General features: G+C 73.1%; 21 protein-coding genes. 12 read left to right on the forward strand and 9 right to left on the reverse strand.

All coding sequences use genetic code 11. From position 1 onward, the window contains the following. The first annotated feature begins 45 nt into the window (after positions 1–45). Complete coding sequence (moaA, locus tag ACZ7RU_RS20960) at positions 46–1,035, forward strand: GTP 3',8-cyclase MoaA (protein WP_470342453.1); 990 nt, start codon at positions 46–48, stop codon at positions 1,033–1,035. Positions 1,036–1,078: 43 nt separating this feature from the next. On the opposite strand, the gene ACZ7RU_RS20965 is transcribed toward moaA, so the two are convergent. The 6 genes from ACZ7RU_RS20965 to ACZ7RU_RS20990 all read right to left on the reverse strand — a co-directional run bounded on the left by ACZ7RU_RS20965 (position 1,079) and on the right by ACZ7RU_RS20990 (position 6,975). Further along, a complete protein-coding gene (locus ACZ7RU_RS20965; RefSeq protein WP_470342425.1) occupies positions 1,079–1,327 on the reverse strand; it encodes a hypothetical protein in 249 nt (82 codons plus the stop codon). Positions 1,328–1,591: 264 nt separating this feature from the next. Continuing rightward, entirely contained in the window at positions 1,592–1,975 is a 384-nt protein-coding gene (locus ACZ7RU_RS20970) for a DUF3099 domain-containing protein (protein WP_401111132.1), read from the reverse strand. Between the two features lie 159 nt (positions 1,976–2,134). Continuing rightward, positions 2,135–2,683 (reverse strand): RNA 2'-phosphotransferase, encoded by a 549-nt coding sequence (locus tag ACZ7RU_RS20975; RefSeq protein ID WP_470342454.1) that lies wholly within the window; start codon positions 2,681–2,683, stop codon positions 2,135–2,137. Positions 2,684–2,713: 30 nt separating this feature from the next. Beyond that, positions 2,714–4,111, reverse strand: coding sequence for a metallopeptidase TldD-related protein (locus tag ACZ7RU_RS20980; RefSeq protein WP_470342426.1), 1,398 nt, complete (start codon positions 4,109–4,111; stop codon positions 2,714–2,716). Continuing rightward, on the reverse strand, positions 4,111–5,664 hold the full coding sequence (locus ACZ7RU_RS20985; RefSeq protein WP_470342455.1) for a TldD/PmbA family protein: 1,554 nt from the start codon (positions 5,662–5,664) through the stop codon (positions 4,111–4,113). The genes ACZ7RU_RS20980 and ACZ7RU_RS20985 overlap by 1 nt, the downstream gene beginning before the upstream one ends. 165 nt (positions 5,665–5,829) lie before the next feature. Continuing rightward, complete coding sequence (locus tag ACZ7RU_RS20990) at positions 5,830–6,975, reverse strand: MBL fold metallo-hydrolase (RefSeq protein ID WP_470342427.1); 1,146 nt, start codon at positions 6,973–6,975, stop codon at positions 5,830–5,832. 312 nt (positions 6,976–7,287) lie between these two features. Here ACZ7RU_RS20990 and fabG point away from each other — a divergent pair, with 312 nt between their 5' ends. After that, entirely contained in the window at positions 7,288–8,007 is a 720-nt protein-coding gene (gene fabG, locus ACZ7RU_RS20995; protein WP_470342428.1) for a 3-oxoacyl-[acyl-carrier-protein] reductase, read from the forward strand. Positions 8,008–8,009: 2 nt separating this feature from the next. Further along, positions 8,010–8,777, forward strand: a complete 768-nt coding sequence (fabI, locus tag ACZ7RU_RS21000) for an enoyl-ACP reductase FabI (protein ID WP_470342429.1) — start codon at positions 8,010–8,012, stop codon at positions 8,775–8,777. 79 nt (positions 8,778–8,856) lie between these two features. On the opposite strand, the gene ACZ7RU_RS21005 is transcribed toward fabI, so the two are convergent. Then, positions 8,857–9,531: a FadR/GntR family transcriptional regulator gene (locus tag ACZ7RU_RS21005; RefSeq protein ID WP_401111119.1), complete on the reverse strand. Its 675-nt coding sequence runs from the start codon at positions 9,529–9,531 to the stop codon at positions 8,857–8,859. A gap of 145 nt (positions 9,532–9,676) precedes the next feature. Here ACZ7RU_RS21005 and ACZ7RU_RS21010 point away from each other — a divergent pair, with 145 nt between their 5' ends. The 3 genes from ACZ7RU_RS21010 to ACZ7RU_RS21020 all read left to right on the forward strand — a co-directional run bounded on the left by ACZ7RU_RS21010 (position 9,677) and on the right by ACZ7RU_RS21020 (position 11,787). Continuing rightward, complete coding sequence (locus ACZ7RU_RS21010; protein ID WP_470342430.1) at positions 9,677–10,966, forward strand: CynX/NimT family MFS transporter; 1,290 nt, start codon at positions 9,677–9,679, stop codon at positions 10,964–10,966. Positions 10,967–11,012: 46 nt separating this feature from the next. Then, positions 11,013–11,135, forward strand: a complete 123-nt coding sequence (locus ACZ7RU_RS21015) for an SGM_5486 family transporter-associated protein (protein ID WP_387758507.1) — start codon at positions 11,013–11,015, stop codon at positions 11,133–11,135. 124 nt (positions 11,136–11,259) lie between these two features. Beyond that, positions 11,260–11,787, forward strand: coding sequence for a SixA phosphatase family protein (locus ACZ7RU_RS21020; RefSeq protein ID WP_470342431.1), 528 nt, complete (start codon positions 11,260–11,262; stop codon positions 11,785–11,787). A gap of 107 nt (positions 11,788–11,894) precedes the next feature. On the opposite strand, the gene serB is transcribed toward ACZ7RU_RS21020, so the two are convergent. Then, positions 11,895–13,151, reverse strand: a complete 1,257-nt coding sequence (gene serB / locus ACZ7RU_RS21025; RefSeq protein ID WP_470342432.1) for a phosphoserine phosphatase SerB — start codon at positions 13,149–13,151, stop codon at positions 11,895–11,897. Between the two features lie 222 nt (positions 13,152–13,373). Between serB and ACZ7RU_RS21030 the strand changes: the two genes are divergently transcribed. The 3 genes from ACZ7RU_RS21030 to ACZ7RU_RS21040 all read left to right on the forward strand — a co-directional run bounded on the left by ACZ7RU_RS21030 (position 13,374) and on the right by ACZ7RU_RS21040 (position 18,002). Then, entirely contained in the window at positions 13,374–15,968 is a 2,595-nt protein-coding gene (locus tag ACZ7RU_RS21030; RefSeq protein WP_470342433.1) for an ABC transporter ATP-binding protein/permease, read from the forward strand. Between the two features lie 287 nt (positions 15,969–16,255). After that, entirely contained in the window at positions 16,256–17,353 is a 1,098-nt protein-coding gene (locus ACZ7RU_RS21035) for a GAF domain-containing sensor histidine kinase (protein ID WP_470342456.1), read from the forward strand. Further along, a complete protein-coding gene (locus tag ACZ7RU_RS21040) occupies positions 17,346–18,002 on the forward strand; it encodes a response regulator (protein WP_387758514.1) in 657 nt (218 codons plus the stop codon). The genes ACZ7RU_RS21035 and ACZ7RU_RS21040 overlap by 8 nt, the downstream gene beginning before the upstream one ends. A 32-nt stretch (positions 18,003–18,034) precedes the next feature. Here ACZ7RU_RS21040 and ACZ7RU_RS21045 read toward each other — a convergent pair whose 3' ends face one another. Further along, on the reverse strand, positions 18,035–18,838 hold the full coding sequence (locus ACZ7RU_RS21045; protein WP_470342434.1) for a hypothetical protein: 804 nt from the start codon (positions 18,836–18,838) through the stop codon (positions 18,035–18,037). 150 nt (positions 18,839–18,988) lie between these two features. Here ACZ7RU_RS21045 and ACZ7RU_RS21050 point away from each other — a divergent pair, with 150 nt between their 5' ends. From ACZ7RU_RS21050 to ACZ7RU_RS21060, 3 genes are all read left to right on the forward strand, one after another. Then, a complete protein-coding gene (locus ACZ7RU_RS21050; protein ID WP_097235722.1) occupies positions 18,989–19,780 on the forward strand; it encodes an ABC transporter ATP-binding protein in 792 nt (263 codons plus the stop codon). A 120-nt stretch (positions 19,781–19,900) separates the two neighbouring features. Next, on the forward strand, positions 19,901–20,323 hold the full coding sequence (locus tag ACZ7RU_RS21055) for an NfeD family protein (protein WP_470342435.1): 423 nt from the start codon (positions 19,901–19,903) through the stop codon (positions 20,321–20,323). Positions 20,324–20,333: 10 nt separating this feature from the next. Next, the gene (locus ACZ7RU_RS21060; RefSeq protein ID WP_387758518.1) at positions 20,334–21,383 is read left to right on the forward strand and encodes an SPFH domain-containing protein; all 1,050 of its coding nucleotides are present in this window, start codon (positions 20,334–20,336) and stop codon (positions 21,381–21,383) included. Positions 21,384–21,543: the final 160 nt, after the last annotated feature.

Here is a 21,543-nt window from a genome sequence, read left to right on the forward strand (position 1 = left end):
GCCGTCACGGTGGCCGGGCCCGTCGCATCTCGGGGAAGGACGCACGTGCTGCTCGACACCTTCGGACGACAGGCCGTCGACCTGCGGGTCTCCCTCACGGACCGGTGCAACCTGCGCTGCACCTACTGCATGCCGGAGGAGGGCCTCCAGTGGCTGGCCAAGCCCGACCTGCTGACCGACGAGGAGATCGTCCGGCTGGTCACCGTCGCGGTGCGCGACCTGGGCGTGCGGGAGGTCCGCTTCACCGGCGGTGAGCCGCTGCTGCGCCCCGGGCTGGTCGCCGTCGTCGCCGCCTGCTCGGAGTTGGAGCCGCGCCCGGAGCTCTCGCTGACCACCAACGGCATCGGGCTGGCCCGCACCGCGACGGCACTGCGCGAGGCCGGGCTCGACCGGGTCAACGTCTCGCTGGACACCCTCGACCCCGAGGTGTTCCACACCCTCACCCGCCGCCACCGCCACCAGGACGTGCTGGACGGGCTGGCCGCCGCCGAGGCCGCCGGGCTGGCGCCGGTGAAACTGAACGCGGTGCTGATGCGCGGCGTCAACGACCACGAGGCGGCCGACCTGCTCGCCTGGTGCCTGGAGCGGGGCTACGAGCTGCGCTTCATCGAGCAGATGCCGCTGGACGCCCAGCACGGCTGGGACCGCTCGTCGATGGTCACCGCGACGGAGATCCTGGAACTGCTGCGGGCCCGCTTCACGCTCACCCCCGAGCCGTCCGCGCGCCGGGGAGCGGCACCCGCCGAACGCTGGCTGGTGGACGGCGGCCCGGGCCGGGTGGGCGTGATCGCCTCGGTCACCCGCCCGTTCTGCCGGGCCTGCGACCGCACCCGGCTGACCGCCGACGGGCAGGTGCGCAACTGCCTGTTCGCGACCGGGGAGACCGACCTGCGCACCGCGCTGCGCTCGGGCGCGGACGACGCCGAACTGGCCACGCTGTGGCGGGCGGCGATGTGGGGCAAGAAGGCCGGGGCCGGGATCGACGACCCGGAGTTCCTCCAGCCCGATCGGCCGATGTCCGCGATCGGCGGCTAGACCGGCGCCTCGGTGGCCGTCCGACGGCTCCCGCGGTCGGCGGCTAGACCGGCTTCTCGGAGTCCCCGGTGCCCTCGGCCGCCTCCGGGGTCCAGTCGGCGAAGGCGACGACCTCCTTGAGGAAGCCGCGCACCCCGAGGAACTGGGACAGGTGCTCGCGGTGCCCGTCGCAGGCGAGCCAGGTCTTGCGGCGGTCCGGGGTGTGCAGCTTGGGGTTGTTCCACACCAGCACCCAGCCGGCGTCCGCCCGGCAGCCCTTGGCGGAGCAGATCGGCGTCTGCGCGGTGTCCATCGGGCCGTCCTCAACGATTGGCGGGTACGTCTGCACCGCCAGTCTGTCACGCCCGCAGGGGCCCACCGGATCCGGGCATGGCGACGCCGGGCAGCCACGGGGGGAGCCGCCCGGCGTCGGTCCGTCGCTCCGACGGGGGATGCGGAGCGCGTACGCAGTATGTCACGCCAAGACCCCCGGATGGGGAGGTCTTGCATGATTAATCTGAGCTTCTTCTGAGCTTTCGCCGAGCCGAACGGGGGTGAAGCGACACGAAACGGACGGTCAGTCCACGTCCTGTGAAGGATCGGTGGGAACGGCCTTCGCCTCTTGCGCACCGGCCTTCGCACCCGCACCACCCGTCCCACCCGGGCCGAGCATCAGCGGGGTGTCGAGCGGGATGTCGAAGGTGCTCGGCAGCCCCGGGGCCCGCTCCCGGCCCGCGTTGGCTATCAACACGGCGAAGTACGGCAGCAGCACGGCACCCGCCAGCGCGGCGAACGCCAGCACCCGCTGGACGTCCCACAGCACCACGGCGAGCAGCACGCAGGCCGTACGGGCCAGCATCGAGATGACGTAGCGGCGCTGGCGCCCCCGGACGTCCTCGGTGAGGCTGCTGCGCGCACCGGTGATCCGGAAGACCTGCCCGCCGTCGGCACTCTTGCCCATGTGTCCTACCGCCCTCGTCACGCACTCCCGCGCCTGGCCGCGCGGCCTCCTCACGGTACGCCCGGACCCGGGCGGCGACGAGACCGGGTGGGCCGGACCCACCCGGTCGGGTGCGCGAAGGGCCTGTCCGGCGGAGCGGACAGGCCCTTCGGGTCGCGGTTACGAGCGCCGGGAGAGGTACTGCGGGGGTACGGCGCCGGTCAGCCAGACGCCGTTCTCGCTGAGCCGGAACCCGTGGCCGGCCGCCGTCATCGCCGCCGCGTTCACGGTCAGCACCACCGGACGGCCGTGCCGGGCGCCGACCCTGGTCGCCGTCTCGGTGTCCGCCGAGAGGTGGACGTCCTGGCGGGCCATCGGGCGCAGGCCCTCGTGGAAGATCGCCGCCAGGTGCCGGTCGGCGGTGCCGTGGTAGAGCACGGGCGGCGGCACGGCGGCGGCCAGACCGAGGTCGACCGCCACCGTGTGGCCCTGGTTGGCGCGGATCGAGAGACCGTCCGGCGAGTAGCCGAAGCGGCGCTTGTCATTGGTCGCCACGACGTGGTCCAGCTCCGCCCGGGTGAGCGGCCGGCCCCGGGCGGCGAGCCCGGCGAGCAGCTCGTCGACCCGGACCCAGCCGGCCCCGTCCAGCGTGACCCCCGCCAGACCGGGCTCGTGCCGCAGGATGCGCGACAGCATCTTGCTCGACCTGACCAGGCGCTTCTCGTCCATCATGTCTCTCGATCCCCCGTCGGTCGGTGGCTAGGAGGCCTGGCTGACCGAACTCATGTTGAAGTCCGTGACGCGCACGGGCGGCATCGCGGTGCGGGTGACGTCGTCACTCCACTCGCGGGGCAGGCAGCGTTCGGTGCGGCCCACCTCGGTGATCCGGTTCAGCAGGTCCACCGGGGACTCGTTGAACCTGAAGTTGTTGACCTCGCCGACGACCTCGCCGTTCTCCACCAGGTAGACGCCGTCCCGGGTGAGGCCGGTGAGCAGCAGCGTCGCCGGGTCCACCTCGCGGATGTACCACAGGCAGGTGAGCAGCAGGCCGCGCTCGGTGCGGGCGATCATCTCGTCCAGGGTCGGCGCGGACTCCTGGTCGGCCGTCTCCAGCACGAGGTTGTCGATCGCCGGGCGCAGCGGCAGGCCGGTGAGGGCGGCCGCGTGGCGGCTGGTGATCAGGTCGTTCAGCACGCCCTCGCGGATCCACTCGGTGGCGGCGATCGGCTGGCCGTTGTCGAAGACCGAGAAGTCCCCGCCGGTGGAGTGGGTGAGCACGAACGGCGCGGCCTCCAGGCCGGGCTCGTGCGGGTCGGAGCGCAGCGTCAGCGGCAGGGCGCTGAGCTTGTCGCCGATCCGGGTGCCGCCGCCGGGCTTGGCGAAGACCGTCCGGCCCTCCTGGGCGTCCCGGCCGCCGGAGGACCAGTTGAGGACGATCAGCAGGTCGGCGACGGCCGAGGGCGGCAGCAGCGCCTCGTACCGCCCGGCCGGCAGCTCCACCTTGCGGGCGCCCCAGCCGAGCCGCCTGGTCAGCTCGGTGTGCAGGGCGGTGACGTCGACGTCGGCGAAGTCCCGGGTGCCGGCACCCACCCAGGCGGAGCTGGACAGGTCGGCGGTCTTGGCGTTGATCTCGACCATGCCGGTGGGCTGGTCGTGGCGCAGCCGCAGGCCGGTGGAGGTGCCCAGGTAGCTGGAGGTCATCTCGTGCCGGGCGAAGCCGTACAGCAGCTCGCCCTGGGCGGCGGCGCGGGCGAAGGCCTCGCCGAGGGCCGGGCCGAAGGCGTCGAACACCTCGATGGACGTCACCGCGGGCGGCTCGGTGAAGTCCGGCGAGGAGGGCCGGCCGGCGACCAGCGGCTGGGCGTCCTCGGCCGGCCCGGCGGCGCGGGCGGCCTCCTCGGCGGCCCGCACCAGGTCCTCCACCTCCTCCGCGGTGACGGCCTCGCGGGAGACCACCCCGGAGGCGGTGCCCTCGGCGCCGGCCACGGTGGCGATCACGGTGAGGCGGCGGCCGCGGGTGACGCCGTTGGTGGTCAGCGCGTTGCCGGCCCAGCGCAGGTTGGCGGTGGACTCCTCGTCGGCGATCACCACGCAGCCGTCGGCGCGGGAGAGGCCGAGCGCCAGCTCGACGAGTTCGTGGGGCTGCTTCGCGGTCATCAGTGACCCGCCTCCTGCTGGGTGTTGAGCACGTTGACGTTGCGGAACAGCGCCGACGGGCAGCCGTGGCTGACCGCCGCGATCTGGCCGGGCTGCGCCTTGCCGCAGTTGAAGGCGCCGCCGAGGAGGTAGGTCTGCGGGCCGCCGACCGCCGCCATCGAGCCCCAGAAGTCGGTGGTGGTGGCCTGGTAGGCGAAGTCCCGGACCTGGCCGGCGAGTTCGCCGTCCTTGATGGCGTAGGCGCGCTGCCCGGTGAACTGGAAGTTGTACCTCTGCTGGTCGATCGACCAGGAACGGTCGCCGACGATGTAGAGGCCGTTCTCGACCTGGGCGACCAGGCCCGCGGTGTCCGGGCCGTCGGCGGCCGGCTGGAGCGAGACGTTGGCCATCCGCTGCACCGGGACGTTTGCGGGGGAGTCGGCGAAGGCGCAGCCGTTGGAGCGCTCGAAGCCCTTCAACCCGGCGATCCTGCGGTCGAGTTGGTAGCCGACCAGGACGCCGTCCCGGACCAGGTCCCAGGACTGGGTGGCCACGCCCTCGTCGTCGTAGCCGATGGTGGACAGGCCGTGCTCGGCGGTGCGGTCGCCGGTGACGTGCATCAGCTCGGAGCCGTACTTCAGCGAGCCGAGCTGGTCGAAGGTGGCGAAGGAGGTGCCGGCGTAGGCGGCCTCGTAGCCGAGCGCGCGGTCCAGCTCGGTGGCGTGGCCGACCGACTCGTGGATGGTCAGCCAGAGGTTGGTCGGGTCGACGACCAGGTCGTAGCGGCCCGCCTCGACGCTCGGCGCCCGCATCTTCTCGGCCAGCAGGACGGGCAGTTCGGCGAGCTCGGCGTCCCAGTCCCAGCCGGTGCCGGTGACGTACTCGTAGCCGCGGCCGACCGGCGGGGCCAGGGTCTGCATCGAGTCGAAGGCGCCGGTGCGCTCGTCGACCGAGGTGGCCTCCAGGTCGGAGTGCACCCGGATCCGCTGCTGGGTGGTCACCGTGCCGGCGGTGTCCGCGTAGAACTTGTTCTCCTGGACGGTCCGCAGCGCCGCCTGGACGTGCGAGACGCCCTCGGCGGCCAGCAGCCGGGAGCTGCGCTCGGCGAGCAGCGCGGTCTTCTCGGCGTCCGGCACCTCGAAGGGGTTGACCTCGTACGAGGAGACCCAGGTGACGTCCCGGTACACCGGCTCGTCGGCCAGCTCGACCCGGTCGGTGGAGCCGGCCGCCCGGCCGATCCCGCCGGAGAGTCGGGCCACCGCGACGGCCTGCTCGGCGACCCGGGCGGCCGCCTCGGGGGTGAGGTCGACGCCGGCGGCGAAGCCCCAGGCGCCGTCCAGCACCACCCGGACGGCGAAACCGAGCCGCACGCTGTCGGAGGTGCCGGCCGGCCGCGCGTCGCGCAGCCGCCAGGAGGCGCTGCGGATCCGCTCCAGGCGGAAGTCGGCGTGGCTCACGCCCAGTTCGCGGGCCCGGGTGAGGGCCGCGTCGGCGAGGGGGCGCAGCGGCAGGGCGAGGAACAGCGGGTCGACGGCGCGCCCGTGCGGCGCGCCGGAGCGATCGGCCGGAGGGATCGGAGGCAAGCGGGCTCCCAGGTCATGGAGGGTGGCGGTGCGGCGCCACAGGGGCGCCCGCACCGCATCATTTCCCGTCCACCGGGTTTCCGGCCAGCGCATTTCGACCGGTGCGCCGCGGTCTCGGCCGGTGCAACCGTAGGACCGGCCCCCGGTTCGGGGCGGTCAGCCGACGGTCTCCCACCAGCCGTCCAGCTCCGGCGGATTGTCGACGTCGACCCGCTCGCCGGGGCGCGGCACCGCCAGCGGGACGGCCTGGTCCTTGGCGGCCTTCACCAGCCGCTCGACCGGCTCGGCCCAGGGGTGCAGGCCCAGGTTGAAGGTGCACCAGTGGACGGGCACCAGCAGGCCGGCGGTCAGGTCCCGGTGGGCGAGGACGGCGTCCTCGGGGGTCATGTGGATGTCCGCCCAGGCCGCGTCGTAGGCGCCGATCTGGACCAGCGCGGCGTCGAACGGGCCGTGCTGCTCGCCGATCCGGGCGTAGCCCTCGAAGTAGCCGGAGTCGCCGGTGTAGAAGACCCTGCGGTTCGGGCCGGCGACCACCCAGGAGCCCCACAGGGTGGTGTTGCGGGTCAGGCCGCGGCCGGAGAAGTGGTGCGCGGCGGTCAGCGTGAGCACCAGGTCACCCAGGTTGCAGGTCTCGTCCCAGTCCAGCTCGATGATCCGGTGTTCGGGGACGCCCCAGCGGCGCAGGTGGGCGCCGATGCCGAGCGGCACCGCGAAGGGCGCGGACTGGCTGCGCACCAGGCGCTTGACGGTCGCCATGTCCAGGTGGTCGTAGTGGTCGTGCGAGATCAGCACCGCGTCGACCTGCGGCAGCTCCTCCAGCTCCACCGGCACCGGGTGCAGCCGCTTGGGGCCGACGTGCGCGGCGGGGGAGCAGCGGTCGCTCCAGATCGGGTCGAGCAGCACCCGGAAGCCCTCGATCTCCACCAGCACGGAGGCGTGCCCGTACCAGGTGACCTCGACGCCCTCGGCGGCCGGCCCGGGCGGGGAGGCGGGGCGGACGGTCGGCACCGGGTGGGCGGGGACCCGGCCGGCCCGCTCGAACAGCATCCGGCGGGCGGTGGCGCCGTCGAAGCCGGGCGCCCCGGCGGCGCGGGCGAGCGTGGAGGGCGCGTTGTGGAAGACGCCGTCGCGGTACTGCGGGGAGTTGCGCACCCGCTCCTCGCGCTCGCCGTCCGGCCGCCGCCCGAACGCCGCCGGAAGGTCGCGCAGCGACCACGCGGCCGCGCCCAGGCCGGCCGCCAGGGCGGTGAGGGCCAGCAGTCGTCCGCGCCGGTGGGTGCTCCCGGGCCGTGCCTTGGTCATCCGTTCTGCCTTCGTCGCTCGCCGGGACGGTCGGGGATCGGTACGGCAGGTCCCGGGTCGGCCCGCACCACGGGGGCAACGGGTGCGCCCGTCCGTGTTGTTCCCGTACAGTCGCCCCGATCCGGGCAGCGCCCGGGCCTGGGCGGTGTCCGCGGCCGGGACGGCTCGGGCGGCCGCGGATTGTCGGATTGCGACAGATCCGCCGGGGACGCGCTGTGGGAGCCCGATGCGCCGCCGCCGCCGACCGCCCGATAGCGTCACACTGCGTACGCATTCCGACGTACGCGCTCACACACGGAGAGAGGTGGATCGTTGAGCCGCTCGGTTCTCGTCACCGGAGGAAACCGGGGCATCGGCCTCGCGATCGCCCAGGCCTTCGCCGAAGCGGGCGACAAGGTGGCCGTCACCAGCCGCTCGGGCGAGGTGCCCGAGGCGCTGGCCAAGTACGGCGTCCTCGCGGTCCGCTGCGACATCACGGACGCCACGCAGGTCGACGCCGCCTTCACCGAGATCGAGCAGAAGCACGGTGCGGTCGAGGTGCTGGTCGCCAACGCGGGCATCACCAACGACACCCTGCTGCTGCGCATGACGGAGGAGGACTTCACCTCCGTCGTGGACACCAACCTGACCGGCGCCTTCCGGGTGGTCAAGCGCGCCTCCAAGCTGATGATGCGGGCCCGGAAGGGCCGCGTCGTGCTGATCTCGTCCGTGGTGGGCCTGTCCGGCTCCCCGGGCCAGGCCAACTACGCCGCCTCCAAGGCCGGCCTGGTGGGCTTCGCCCGGTCGCTGGCGCGCGAGCTGGGCCCGCGCAACATCACCGTCAACGTCGTCGCCCCCGGCTTCGTCGACACCGACATGACCGCCGTGCTCAGTGACGAGCGCCGCGCGGAGATCGTCTCGGGCGTGCCGCTGGGCCGCTACGCGGCGCCCGCCGAGGTCGCCTCCACCGTGCGGTTCCTCGGGTCGGACGAGGCCGCGTACATCACTGGAGCCGTCATTCCCGTCGACGGCGGATTGGGCATGGGTCACTGATCATGAGCGGAATCCTCGAAGGCAAGCGGATCCTGATCACCGGTGTGCTGATGGAGTCCTCCATCGCCTTCCACACCGCCAGGCTCGCGCAGGAGCAGGGTGCGGAGATCATCCTCACCGCCTTCCCGCGCCCGAGCCTGACCGAGCGGATCGCCAGGAAGCTGCCGCACCCGGTGAAGGTGCTGGAGCTGGACGTCTCCAGCCCGGAGCAGCTGGCCGGCATCGCTGACCAGGTCCGTGAGCACCTGCCGACCCTGGACGGCATCGTCCACTCGATCGGCTTCGCCCCGCAGGACGCGCTGGGCGGCAGCTTCCTGGACACCCCGTGGGAGTCCGTGGCCACCGCGATGCACGTCTCGGCGTACTCGCTGAAGTCGCTGACCACGGCGCTGCTGCCGCTGATGCAGGACGGCGGCTCGGTGGTCGGCCTGACCTTCGACGCGCAGTTCGCCTGGCCGCAGTACGACTGGATGGGCCCGGCCAAGGCGGCCCTGGAGTCGACCAACCGCTACCTGGCGCGCTACCTGGGCGAGCGGGACATCCGCTGCAACCTGATCTCGGCCGGTCCGATCGGCTCGATGGCGGCCAAGTCCATCCCGGGCTTCGGCGACCTGGCCGACACCTGGAACCACCGCTCCCCGCTGAAGTGGGACCTGAGCGACCCGGAGCCGGCCGGCCGCGGCATCGTCGCGCTGCTGTCGGACTGGTTCCCGAAGACCACCGGCGAGATCATCCACGTCGACGGCGGTCTGCACGCCATCGGCGCCTGACGCTCCGCCCGTACGCCGCTGCCCGGCGCCCCTCCTCGGGGGTGCCGGGCAGCGGCGTTTCGCGCTCGCGCGGGGGAGGTCAGGCCTCGGCGGTGGCGCAGGCGCCGATGGCGCGGCCGGCCTCGACCGAGGCGCGCTGGGCGTCGCCGGCCCGGATGGCCTCCAGGATGGTGTGGTGGCCGATGTAGCGCTCGGCGATCAGCTCGGGGCCGACGTCGTGCCGCAGGTGCTGGCGGGTGACCTCGCCGAGGTCGGCGTAGACGGCGAGCAGGACGTCGTTGTGGGAGGCGGCCACCACGGCCTGGTGGAAGGCGGCGTCGGCCTGGACGAAGTCCTCGGCGTCGCCGGAGTGCCAGGCGGCCTCCCGGCGGGCCAGCGCGCCGTCCAGCAGCTCCAGGTCGCGGGCGGTGCGGCGGTGGGCGGCGAGGCCCGCCGCCGAGGTCTCCAGCGCCGCCCGCAGCTCGGCGACCTGTCCCTGGTCGGCGTCGGCGAAGCGGCGGTGCATCACTCCGGCCAGCTCGCTGGTGGCCAGCACGTAGGTGCCGGAGCCCTGTCGGATGTCGAGCAGGCCGTTGTGGGCGAGGGCGCGGACGGCCTCGCGGACGGTGTTGCGGGCGACCCCGAGCTGCTCGACCAGGGCGGCCTCGGTGGGGATCCGCGAACCGACCGGCCACTCCCCGGAGGTGATCTGGGCACGCAGCTGGGCGATCACCTGGTCGGACAGCGGGGTGCGCCTCGGCGAGGACAGCGCCACGGGGGACTCCTTGCGACTACGGCTCGGGTGGGGCCTGGGTGGGAGGCGGCCGGTCCGGGTGGGAGATGGCCGGAGGATGAACGGTCGGCACATCATGCCAATTCCGAGGTGCATCAATTCATCCCATCATTCTATGATGCTCCCCATGTCCGTAGCAGAGACCCCAGCTTCCGCCCGGACGGAGGGCCGGCCGCCGCGCGCGGAGCAGCCCGCCGCCCCCGGCTCCGCCAAGTACCTGGGCTGGCTGTTCGCCGTCGCGATCGCCGCCGCCGCCTTCAACCTGCGCCCCGTGGTCACCAGCCTCGGGCCGCTGCTCGACCAGGTCCGCGACGACCTCGGGATGAACCCGACGCTCGCCGGGCTGCTCACCGCCGTCCCGTCGCTGTGCTTCGCGCTGTTCGGCTTCGCCGCACCGGCCGCGGCCCGCCGGATCGGCCCGATCGCGGTCGTCACGGCCGGGATGGGCGCGATCACCGCGGGCGTGCTGGCACGCTCCTTCGCCGGCGGCACGGCGGTGTTCCTGCTGCTCACCGCGCTCGCACTGGCCGGCGTCGCGGTCTCCAACGTGCTGCTGCCGGTCGTGATCAAGCGCTACTTCCCGGAGAAGGTCGGTCCGATGATCGGCCTGTACTCCATGGCGCTGTCCGCCGGCACCGCGCTGGCCGCCGCCGTCACCGTGCCGCTGACCAGCGCGCTCGGCGGCGACTGGCGCTACGGCCTGGGCGTCTGGGCCGCCCTCGGCGCGCTCGCCCTGGTGCTCTGGCTGCCGGTGCTGATCGCCAAGCGCGAGCGCGGCGAGCGGTCGGGCGGCGCCGCCGTGCCGGTCAGGCTGCCGATCACCCGCAGCCGTACCGCCTGGGCGCTGGCCTGCTTCTTCGGCTTCCAGGCCACCGGCGCGTACGTGGTGATGGGCTGGCTGCCGAAGATCTTCCAGGACGCCGGCATCGACAAGGGCACCTCCGGGGTGCTGCTCGCGGTCACCATGGTGATCGGCGTGCCGGTCTCCTTCGTGCTGCCCAACCTGGCCGCCCGGCGCGGCGACCAGCGGCTGTTCGTGGTCGTGCTGGCCGCCTGCGGGATCGCCGGGTACACCGGGCTGGCACTCGCCCCCGCCGGCGGGTCCTGGCTCTGGGCGTCCCTGGTGGGCCTGTCCAACTGCGCCTTCCCGCTGGTGCTGACGATGATCGGCCTGCGGGCCCGGACGGCCGGCGGCGTCGCGCAGCTGTCCGCCTTCGCCCAGGGCGTCGGCTACCTGATCTCCATCCCCGGCCCGATCCTGATCGGACGGCTCTACGACGTCACCGGCGAGTGGTACCTGCCGCTGGGCTTCCTGGCGCTGCTGCTGGTGCCGCAGATGCTGTTCGGCCTGCGGGCGGCGCGCGCCCGGCACATCGAGGACGAGGCGGTGCACCCGGCGGAGCACGCCCGGGCGTGACGCCCCGGCGGACGGCGGGCGTGTTCGGGATGGGAGAATTCCGGACATGCCCGTTCTCGATCCCAACCCCACCGACGGCCGCAAGCAGCTCGGCCGCATCGCCCTCGCCATCGCCGCCATCGTGGTGCTGGTGGCGATCATCGCCACCATCGCCCCCAACCTGGACTGACGGACGCCGGTACGCCGTCCGACGCCCAGGTGAACGGGGCGATGACGACACTCCTCGCCCCTCGGAGTGGCGGCATCCGGGAGCGTCGCGCCGCCGGGCCGCTTTTCTGCCAAGCTTGCTGGGTATGAGCGCCGACACGCCCCGCAGGATCATCGTTCTCCGCCATGCCAAGGCCGACTGGCCGGACGGCGTGGACGACCACGACCGGCCGCTGGCCGACCGGGGCCGTCACCAGGCCCCGGACGCCGGCCGCTGGCTGGTCGACTCCGGCATCAACCCCGACTACGTGGTCTGCTCCACCGCGCTGCGCACCCGCGAGACCTGGAAGCTGGCGGTGCACGAGCTGCCGCAGCGGCCGCACCGGACCGTCTACGAGGAGCGGGTCTACGAGGCCAGCCCCGGCGAGATCATCGCCGTGCTCCAGGAGACCCCGGAGGAGTACTCGGACGTGGTGCTGGTGGGCCACAACCCGGGGGTGCTGGGGCTGACCCAGGTGCTGGCCGGGGACGCGGGCGACCGGGACGCGCTGGAGCGGCTGCGGCTCGGCGGCTTCCCGACGGCGGCGATCGCGGTGCTCAGCTTCAGCGGCTCCTGGAAGGGCGTCGAGCCGGGCGTGGCCCAGCTGGTCTCGTACCACACGCCGCAGGACTGACCCCCCTGGAACGTACCGAGGGGCGCGCGGAGCTGATCCGCGCGCCCCTCGGGTGCGTCCGCGGCCCGCCCGGGCGGGCCTCACTCCATCGGCCGTGGCCGGGCCGTCTACTCGGTCGGGGTGCCGTGCAGCGCGTCGGCCGCCTCGACCTCCTCGCGGGTGATGCCCAGCAGGTACAGCACGGTGTCCAGGAAGGGCACGTTCACGGCCGTGTCGGCGGCCTCGCGCACCACCGGCTTGGCGTTGAACGCCACCCCGAGACCGGCCGCGTTCAGCATGTCCAGGTCGTTGGCGCCGTCGCCGATCGCCACCGTCTGCTCCAGCGGCACCTTCGCCCGCTCGGCGAAGCGGGCCAGCCAGCGGGCCTTGCCCGCCCGGTCCACGATCTCGCCGACCACCCGGCCGGTGAACCGGCCGTCCACCACCTCCAGGGTGTTCGCCGCCGCGAAGTCCAGCCCCAGCTGCTCCACCAGGTGGTCGGTGACCTGGGTGAAGCCGCCGGACACCACCGCGACCTGGTAGCCGAGGCGCTGGAGCGTACGGATCAGGGTGCGCGCGCCCGGCGTGAAGCGGACCTCGGCGCGGACCTTCTCGGTCACCGAGGCGTCCAGCCCGGCCAGCAGCGCCACCCGGGCCCGCAGCGACTCGGCGAAGTCCAGCTCGCCGCGCATCGCCGCCGCCGTCACCTCGGCGACCTCCTCCTCGCAGCCCGCGTGGGCGGCGAACAGCTCGATCACCTCGTCCTGGATGAGCGTGGAGTCGACGTCCATGACCACCAGGCGCTTGGCCCGGCGCTCCAGCCCGGCGGCGACCACCGCGACGTCCACCCGCTGGGTGGCCGCCTCCTGGGCCAGCGCGGCCCGCAGCTCGTCGGTGGCCACACCGGAGACCGCCAGCTCGACCGCCGTCACCGGGTACTTGGCGAGGCGGAACACACGGTCGATGTTGCCGCCCGAGGCGGTGATCCGGGAGGTGAGCGCGCAGACGGCGGCGGCGGTCAGCGGGTTGCCGAGCACCGTGACGTGCGAACGGCCCTCGCGGCGCGGCCGGTTGTCACCGATGCCGGAGAGGATCTCGGCCTGGAGCTTCTGCTCGTCGGCCCAGCGGTGGACGGTGGCCCGCAGCCCGCCCTCGGCGCCGGGCGAGGGGGGCGGGGTGATCAGGGCGCACAGCGTGATGCGGCCACGGGTGACCACCTGCTCGATGTCGATGACGTCGACGCCGAAGCCGGCCAGCGTCGCGAAGAGGCCGGCGGTGATGCCGGGGCGGTCCTTGCCGAACACCTTGACGAGCAGGGTGCGCTCGTCCGCGGTCCGGTGCTGGGCGGCGGGGAGGGGCTCAGCGGCCAGGGGCGATGCGTTCATGGTGCCTCCCACGCTACCGGGCGCCCGACGGCCCGGGGGCACCCGTCCCACGTCGCGGGACGCCACCGGCCGGGGCTCGGTCGCAGCCTGGTCACAGTCACCCGGGCCGACTTTCACCGGCGGTCGACGGGCTGGAATGATTCCCCCCGTCAGTCACAGGAACATCGCACCCCGGCCGGGGGCCACAATTCGGGGGAACCGAGAGAGCGGGGCAGGCGCGCAGTGCCGCAACTCGTCATTGAGATCAACGGACAGCAGCGGACTCTGGAGCCCGGGCGGTCCTACACCATCGGGCGCAACCCGCAGTCGGACTTCCCGTTCGACGACGCACGGGTGTCCTGGCAGCACGGGACCATGAGCTTCAACGGCAGCGGATGGCAGCTGGACGACCACGGCAGCACCAACGGAACGTACGTGGCCGGTGCCCGCACCATGCAGGCCCAGCTGTTCCCCGGTGCCGTGGTCAACCTGGGCAACCCGGAGAACGGCCCCCGGCTCGGCTTCTCCGCACCCGCGCACGCCGCGGCTCCGCAGGCCGCCCCGATGCACGAGGCCGCCACCAGCCGCGGCCCGGTGCCCGCACCCCAGCAGCCCGCCCCGCAGCAGGGCTGGCCGCAGCACGACCCGTACCAGCAGCCGCAGCAGGCCTGGCCGGGCCAGCCGCAGGCGCAGCCGCCGTTCCCGCAGCAGCAGTACGCGCCGCCGCAGGCCCAGCCGGCCCCGCAGCAGCCCCAGCACGGCGGCTTCCGGGAGCAGGGCTTCCCGGCCCCGCCGCAGCACGGGGGCGGCGGTCCTCAGCCGACCGTCATCCGCAACCTGACGTCGGCGATGCGCACCGTCCGGATCGGTCGTGCGCTCGACAACGACATCGTGGTGTCCGACCTCCAGGTCTCCCGCCACCACGCCGAGCTGCGCCAGCTCCCGGACGGCCGCTACGAGATCGTCGACCTCGGCAGCCACAACGGCATCTTCCTCAACGGCCAGCGCGTCCAGCGCCAGCTGATGGGACCGCAGGACCGCCTGACCGTCGGCCACTCGAGCTTCGTGCTGGTCGGCGACCAGCTGCAGGAGTTCGTCGACACCGGCGCGGTCTCCTTCTCCGCCCGCCACCTGACCGTCGAGGTCGAGCACAAGGGCGCCAAGAAGATCCTGCTCAACGACGTCAGCTTCGGCGTCCCGGAGAAGTCCCTGGTCGCGGTCATCGGCCCGTCCGGCTCCGGCAAGTCGACCCTGCTGCGCGCCCTCACCGGCTACCGCCCGGCCGACCGCGGCGACGTCCTGTACGACGGCCGCAACCTCTACAAGCAGTTCGCCGAACTGCGCTCGCGCATCGGCCTGGTGCCCCAGTCGGAGATCCTGCACAAGGAGCTCACCGTCCGCACCGGCCTGAAGTACGCGGCCCGGCTGCGCTTCCCCGGCGACACCGAGGCGCGCGAGCGCGAGGCCCGGATCGACGAGGTGCTGTACGAGCTGCGCCTGGACAAGCGCGCCGACAACAAGATCACCGCGCTCTCGGGCGGCCAGCAGAAGCGCGTCTCGGTCGCCCTGGAGCTGCTCACCAAGCCGTCGCTGATCTTCCTGGACGAGCCCACCTCGGGCCTCGACCCGGGTATGGACCGCGAGGTCATGCAGATGCTGCGCGGCCTCGCCGACGACGGCCGCACCATCCTGGTCGTCACCCACTCGGTGGCCGAACTCGCGCTCTGCGACCGGCTGCTGGTGATGGCTCCGGGCGGCTCGGTGGCCTACTTCGGCCCGCCGGACGAGGCACTGCACTTCTTCGGGTACGAGACCTGGGCGGACGTCTTCCAGGCCTTCGAGAACTACCCGGACCACGACTGGGCCGGCCGCTACCGCGGCTCGGTGCACTACCAGCAGTACTCCGCCCCCGACGTGGAGTCGGGCGAGGTGCAGCACGCCCAGGTCGCCCAGGAGGCGATCCGCCCGCCCAAGCCGCAGAGCTGGGGCTCGCAGCTGTGGACGCTGATGCGCCGCTACATGTCGGTGCTCGCCTCGGACCGCGGCTTCCTGGCCCTGTCGGTGCTGCTGCCCGCGGTCATCGGCGCGGTCAGCGTGCTGATCCCCAACGAACCGGGGCTCGCGCCCAACCCCAAGACGCAGCTCCACCTCAACAGCGGCGCCGCGACGATCATGCTGATCCTGGCGATCGGCGCCTGCTTCTCCGGAGCGGCCAACTCGGTCCGCGAGTTGATCAAGGAACGGGCGATCTACGAGCGAGAACGAGCCACCGGGCTCTCCCGTTCGGCGTACATGATGTCCAAGATCATCGTGCTGGGCGTCTTCAGCGTGATCCAGGGCGCCATCATCTCCGCCGTCGGCTTCCTGCCGCGCAAGCTCCCCGAGACCGGCCTGATCGTCAAGAACCTGCCGATCATCGAGATGACCGTCGGCATGATCCTGCTGAGCTTCGCCGCGATGATGTTCGGCCTGATGATCTCCGCGCTGGTGAAGACCGCCGAGAAGACCATGCCGCTGCTGGTCATGTTCGCCATCGTCCAGGTCGTCTTCACCGGCTGCCTCTTCCAGATCTTCAGCAAGCCCGGACTGGAGCAGGTCGCCTGGCTGATGCCGGCCCGCTGGGGCACCGGCATCGTGTCCACCACGCTCGACCTGTCCGTGCTCATGGGCCCCTGGAACAAGGACTTCCAGAACCCCAACTACGACCCGCTGTGGGAGCACAGCGTCGCCCAGTGGGCGATCGACGCCGGCGTACTGATCGTCATCTCCGCCGTCATCGGCGTCATCGTGACCCGGCTCCAGCGCCGGCACGAGCCCGAGGTCATGCAGAAGGGCTGACCCCTTCTCCGACGTCCGCCCGAGGGGCGGCCTCCCACCGGGGGGCCGCCCCTCCGCGTTTCCGGCGTTTCCGGCGGTCCCGTGTGGGCTCCGGGCGGAGGCCCTGCGGCCTAGGTCCCCGGACCCGGGCCCGGGGCGGCCGGGGACGGACGCGGCACCCGTCACGGCGGCGGTAGTTTGGCGGTATGCCCAGCACCACCGGAGACCACCGGGCCCACCACGGCCCGCTGCCCGCCTGCGAACCGTGCCTGTCCGGGATCGAAGCCGTCAGCCAGGCCCTGCTCGCCATGAGCCGGCACCTGGAGGTCCGTGAGGTGCTTCGCCGCATCACCGCCTCCGCCCGCGGACTGATCGGCGCCGAGTACGCGGCCCTGGGCGTGCCCGACGACCACGGGGGCTTCGCCCAGTTCGTCGTCGACGGCGTCACCGACGAGCAGTGGCGGGCGATCGGCCCGCTGCCCCGGCAGCACGGCGTGCTCGCCGCGATGCTGCACGAGACCGGCCCCACCCGGCTCGCCGACGTCCGCAAGGCGCCCGCCTTCGAGGGGTGGCCGACGGCCCACCCCGACATGGACGCCTTCCTGGGCATGCCGATCCTGGACACCGACGCGGCCGAGGACGAGCCGCAGGTGATGGGCGTCATCTTCCTCGCCAACAAGCGCGGCGGCGGCCTCTTCACCGACCACGACGAGGAGCTGCTGCGGATCCTCGCCGCGCACGCCGCCCTCGCCCTGTCCAACGCCCGGCTGTACGAACGCAGCCGCGAGCTCACCCTGGCCGGCGAGCGGGCCCGGATCGCCCACGACCTCCATGACGCCGTTTCACAGAAGCTCTTCTCGCTCCGGCTCACGGCCAAGGCGGCCGCCAAACTCGTCGACCGCGACCCGGCCCGGGCCCGCGCCGAACTCGCCGAGGTCGCCCGGCTGGCCGCCGAGGCGGCCGACGAACTGCGCGCCGTCGTGGTGGAACTGCGGCCCGCCGCCCTGGAGGAGGACGGGCTCAGCGCCACCCTCGCCTCCCAGGTGCAGGTCCTCGACCGGGCGCACACCGCCGACGTCGCCTTCGCCGCCGACGGCGTCCGGGCGCTGCCGCCCGCCCAGGAGGCCGCGCTGCTGAGAGTCGCCCAGGAGGCGCTGCACAACGCGCTGCGCCACTCCGGCGCCCGCCGGGTCACCGTCACGCTGGCCGGGACACCGGCCCGCGGCGCGCTGCTGCGGGTGCACGACGACGGGCGCGGCTTCGACCCGGAGTCCGTCCGCCGGGCCGGCCGCCACCTCGGCCTGGCCTCGATGCGCGACCGCGCGGCCGCCGTCGGCGGCACGCTCACCCTGGAGTCGGCCCCCGGCCGGGGGACGCTCGTCGAGATGGAGGTCCCCGGTGCCTGAGAGCACACCGTCGATCCGTGTCCTGCTGGTCGACGACCACCAGGTGGTCCGGCGCGGACTGCGCACCTTCCTGGAGGTCCAGGACGACATCGAGGTGGTCGGGGAGGCCGCCGACGGGGCGGAGGGCATCGAGCGGGCCCGCGAACTCGACCCCGACGTCGTCCTGATGGACCTCAAGATGCCCGGCGTCGACGGCATCGAGGCGCTGCGCACGCTCAAGGGGGAGGGCAGCCGGGCCCGGATCCTGATCGTCACCAGCTTCACCGAGCACCGCACGATGGTCCCCGCGCTGCGGGCCGGCGCGGCCGGGTACGTCTACAAGGACGTGGACCCGGAGGCGCTGGCCGGGGCGATCCGTTCGGTGCACGCCGGCCACGTCCTGCTCCAGCCCGAACTGGCCGAGGCGCTGCTCTCCGACGACGGCCCGCGCGCTCCGCAGGGCCGCGGCGGTACGCTCACCGAGCGCGAGCGCGAGGTGCTCGGCCACATCGCCGACGGCCGCTCCAACCGGGAGATCGCCCGCAGTCTGCACCTCTCGGAGAAGACGGTGAAGACCCATGTCTCCAACATCCTCATGAAGCTGGACCTGGCCGACCGCACCCAGGCGGCACTCTGGGCCGTCCGCCACGGCGCGACCCGCGAGGGGTAGCGCGCGCGGCGGAGGCCCGGGCCCGGCACGCCTCAGCGGTCGTCCCGCTCGTCGACGAGGGCGTTGTAGGCGGCCACCTGGGCGCGCCGGGCGGTGCGCCACAGCGGGGCCAGGGCGGACTGGCGGGCCGCCATCTCCGAGGCGCTGACGGCGGCGCCGTGCCCGCCGGAGGCGATGGCCAGCAGCGCGGACACCTGACGGGCCGACTCCAGGACCCGGACCGCCCGGGGCGGGTAGCCGGGCGCGAGCAGCTCGCCGTGGCCGCGGCGGCGGTAGGCGTCCAGGGCGCGCAGCGCCTCGGGCCCCGCACCGGCCACGTCGAGCCTGGTGAGCAGGACGGTCGCCTCCCGCAGCCCGTCCGCCAGCTCCCGCTCGGCCTCGTGCAGCGACGGCACGTCGGCCGGCGGTGTGTCGTTCACCTCGTCGCAGCGCCACAGCACGGTGGCCGAGCGGTCGCCGGCCGGGCCGTACACCTCCACCTCCGGCACCAGCCCGAGCGGTGCGCCCACGGCCAGGACGGCCTCACCCGCACCGATGGCCCGCTCGTTGAAGGCCTTCGGGCCGGTCAGCCCGAGCGGGTGCCCGGCCGAGGGCAGCGCGAGCCGCAGGCCCCGTACACCGAGCACCCGCAGCCGCCCCAGCGCCCAGGTCAGCCCGTGCCGCTCGCCGGGCTCGTCGCCGGGCAGCCCGGTGACCCGGTGGACCTCGTCCGCGCCCAGGACGGCCGCGGCGGCGTCGTCCGGCGGCACCAGGCCCGCCAGCAGGGCGTTGCCCCATGCGGTGAGCCGCCCCGAACGGGGCTCTTCGTACGGATTGTCGGCAGGAGTCACGAGCATCCGGCCAGCCTACGGAATCGGCGGTCATCCGCGTGGCGTAGGTTTGCCCATGCGTGTGCGGCGCACCCACCCCGTGCCCACCGGCCGCCGGAGTAGGCCCGCCGCCCGCACCGACGGCCGAGAATCTTGTTTTTTGGGGAAGGCATAGGCATGAGCGACGTGCTGGAGCTGGTGGACGTATCCGTGGTCCGGGAGGGGCGCGCGCTGGTCGACCAGGTCTCGTGGTCCATCTCCGAGGGCGAGCGTTGGGTCATTCTGGGCCCGAACGGCGCCGGCAAGACCACGCTGTTGCAGATCGCCTCCTCGTACCTGTTCCCGACCTCGGGCAAGGTCACGGTGCTGGGGGAGAAGCTCGGCGAGATCGACGTCTTCGAGCTGCGTTCCCGGATCGGCCTGGCCGGTGCCGCGATGTTCGACAAGCTGCCGGCCGAGCAGACCGTCCTCCAGACCGTCCTCACCGCCGCGTACGGCATGACGGTCAGCTGGCAGGAGACCTACGAGCAGTCGGACGAGGGCCGGGCCCTCGCCCTGCTCGACCGCCTCGGCATGGCCGGCCTCACCGACCGGAAGTTCGGCACCCTCTCCGAGGGCGAGCGCAAGCGCACCCTGATCGCCCGCGCCCTGATGACCGACCCGGAGCTGCTGCTGCTCGACGAGCCGGCCGCCGGCCTGGACCTCGGCGGCCGCGAGGACCTGGTCCGCCGGCTCGGCGCGCTCGCCCAGGACGAGTTCGCCCCGGCGATGGCGATGGTCACCCACCACGTCGAGGAGATCGCGCCCGGCTTCACCCACGTCCTGATGATCCGTCAGGGCAAGGTGCTCACGGCCGGCCCGATCGACACCGAGCTGACCGCCCGCAACCTCTCCAAGTGCTTCGGCTTGCCGCTGACCCTGGAGCGGCACGGAGACCGCTGGTCGGCCCAGGGTCTGCCGCTGGGCTGAGGCCCCGTCCGTCCGTCATCCGGAAGGCCGTCGGGAACCGGTCGCACGCGCGACCGGTTTCCGCCCCTCGACCTGCGGGAACTGTCCGCCTCGAAGGCCCTCGCTCCCTAGGATGGACGTGTGGACAACTGGATCTGGTGGCTCCTGGCCGCCGCAGGGCTCGGCATACCGCTGGTGCTGACCGCGATGCCGGAGTTCGCCATGTTCGCGGTCGGGGCGCTGGCCGCCTCCGGTGTGGCCGCACTGGGCGGGGGAGTGGTCCTGGAGACCGTGACCTTCGTCCTCGTCTCGGTCGCCCTGGTGGTCTTCGTCCGACCGATCGCCTACCGGCAGCTCCAGCGGGGCCCGCAGGTCAAGATGGGCATCGAGGCGCTCCAGGGCGCCACCGCGGTCGTCGCGGAAACCGTCGACGGGGAGGGCGGGAGGATCAAGCTGAACGGCGAGATCTGGTCGGCCCGCGCGCTCCACCCGGGCCAGGTGTACCGGCCCGGGCAGCAGGTCGACGTCGTCGAAATCCAGGGCGCGACCGCCCTGGTCGTCTAGGGGAGAGTCCGTGGAACCCGTCCTTATCGTTTTGGTCGTCCTGGTCGTGGTGGCCTTCATCGCGCTGATCAAGACGATCCAGGTCATCCCGCAGGCCAGCGCCGCGATCGTGGAGCGCTTCGGCCGCTACACCCGGACGCTCAACGCAGGGCTGAACATCGTCGTCCCGTTCATCGACCGGGTCCGCAACCGGATCGACCTGCGCGAGCAGGTCGTGCCGTTCCCGCCCCAGCCGGTGATCACCCAGGACAACCTGGTCGTCAACATCGACACCGTCATCTACTACCAGGTGACCGACCCGCGCGCCGCGACGTACGAGGTCGCCAGCTACATCCAGGCGATCGAGCAGCTCACCGTCACCACCCTGCGCAACATCATCGGCTCGATGGACCTGGAGTCCACCCTGACCTCGCGCGAGGTCATCAACGCCGGCCTGCGCGGCGTCCTGGACGAGGCCACCGGCAAGTGGGGCATCCGGGTCAACCGCGTCGAGCTGAAGGCGATCGAGCCGCCGACCTCCATCCAGGACTCGATGGAGAAGCAGATGCGCGCCGACCGTGACAAGCGCGCCGCGATCCTCACCGCCGAAGGCCAGCGCCAGGCCCAGATCCTCAAGGCCGAGGGCGAGAAGCAGGCCGAGGTGCTCAAGGCCGAGGGTGAGGCGCAGGCCGCGGTGCTGCGCGCGGACGGTGAGGCGGCCGCGATCCGGACGGTCTTCGAGGCCATCCACGACGGCGACGCCGACCAGAAGCTGCTCGCCTACCAGTACCTCCAGACCCTGCCCGAGCTGGCCAAGGGCGACTCCAACAAGCTCTGGATCATCCCCAGCGAGGTCGGCGACGCGCTCAAGGGCCTCGGCGGCGCCTTCACCGGCCTGACCGGCAACGGCGGCGTGAACGGCGGCGCGGTCGCGGCGCCCAGCGTCCCGCAGACGGCCCCGGCGGCCACCCAGGTGCCGCTGGACCCGGCGTCCGGCCCGCGGCCGGTGGACACCGAGAAGGGTGCCGCCCGCCCCCGGGTGGACCCGGCGCGGGAGTACCCGAAGATCGACCCGGAGTGACGGGTCGAACCGTGCTCCGTCGAGGGCCCGCCGCCGGGAGGCGGCGGGCCCTCGGCCTGTCGCGGCGCCGGCCCGGGCGGCCGGAGCGCTGTGGCGTGCGTCCCTCATCGTGGGAGGGTCTGGTCGGCCCGCACGGCTGTCCGGCATGATCCTTTCCGAC

The organism is Kitasatospora sp. NPDC114501, from assembly GCF_055633695.1.

What these genes read in the sequence shown, in the direction of transcription:
- ACZ7RU_RS20965 (WP_470342425.1), bottom strand. Translation starts at nt 1,327, where the DNA reads ATGGACACCGCGCAGACGCCGATCTGCTCCGCCAAGGGCTGCCGGGCG.
- ACZ7RU_RS20970 (WP_401111132.1), bottom strand. Translation starts at nt 1,975, where the DNA reads ATGGGCAAGAGTGCCGACGGCGGGCAGGTCTTCCGGATCACCGGTGCG.
- ACZ7RU_RS20975 (WP_470342454.1), bottom strand. Translation starts at nt 2,683, where the DNA reads ATGGACGAGAAGCGCCTGGTCAGGTCGAGCAAGATGCTGTCGCGCATC.
- ACZ7RU_RS20980 (WP_470342426.1), bottom strand. Translation starts at nt 4,111, where the DNA reads ATGACCGCGAAGCAGCCCCACGAACTCGTCGAGCTGGCGCTCGGCCTC.
- ACZ7RU_RS20990 (WP_470342427.1), bottom strand. Translation starts at nt 6,975, where the DNA reads ATGACCAAGGCACGGCCCGGGAGCACCCACCGGCGCGGACGACTGCTG.
- fabI (WP_470342429.1), top strand. Translation starts at nt 8,010, where the DNA reads ATGAGCGGAATCCTCGAAGGCAAGCGGATCCTGATCACCGGTGTGCTG.
- ACZ7RU_RS21010 (WP_470342430.1), top strand. Translation starts at nt 9,677, where the DNA reads ATGTCCGTAGCAGAGACCCCAGCTTCCGCCCGGACGGAGGGCCGGCCG.
- ACZ7RU_RS21015 (WP_387758507.1), top strand. Translation starts at nt 11,013, where the DNA reads ATGCCCGTTCTCGATCCCAACCCCACCGACGGCCGCAAGCAGCTCGGC.
- ACZ7RU_RS21020 (WP_470342431.1), top strand. Translation starts at nt 11,260, where the DNA reads ATGAGCGCCGACACGCCCCGCAGGATCATCGTTCTCCGCCATGCCAAG.
- serB (WP_470342432.1), bottom strand. Translation starts at nt 13,151, where the DNA reads ATGAACGCATCGCCCCTGGCCGCTGAGCCCCTCCCCGCCGCCCAGCAC.
- ACZ7RU_RS21035 (WP_470342456.1), top strand. Translation starts at nt 16,256, where the DNA reads ATGAGCCGGCACCTGGAGGTCCGTGAGGTGCTTCGCCGCATCACCGCC.
- ACZ7RU_RS21045 (WP_470342434.1), bottom strand. Translation starts at nt 18,838, where the DNA reads ATGCTCGTGACTCCTGCCGACAATCCGTACGAAGAGCCCCGTTCGGGG.
- ACZ7RU_RS21050 (WP_097235722.1), top strand. Translation starts at nt 18,989, where the DNA reads ATGAGCGACGTGCTGGAGCTGGTGGACGTATCCGTGGTCCGGGAGGGG.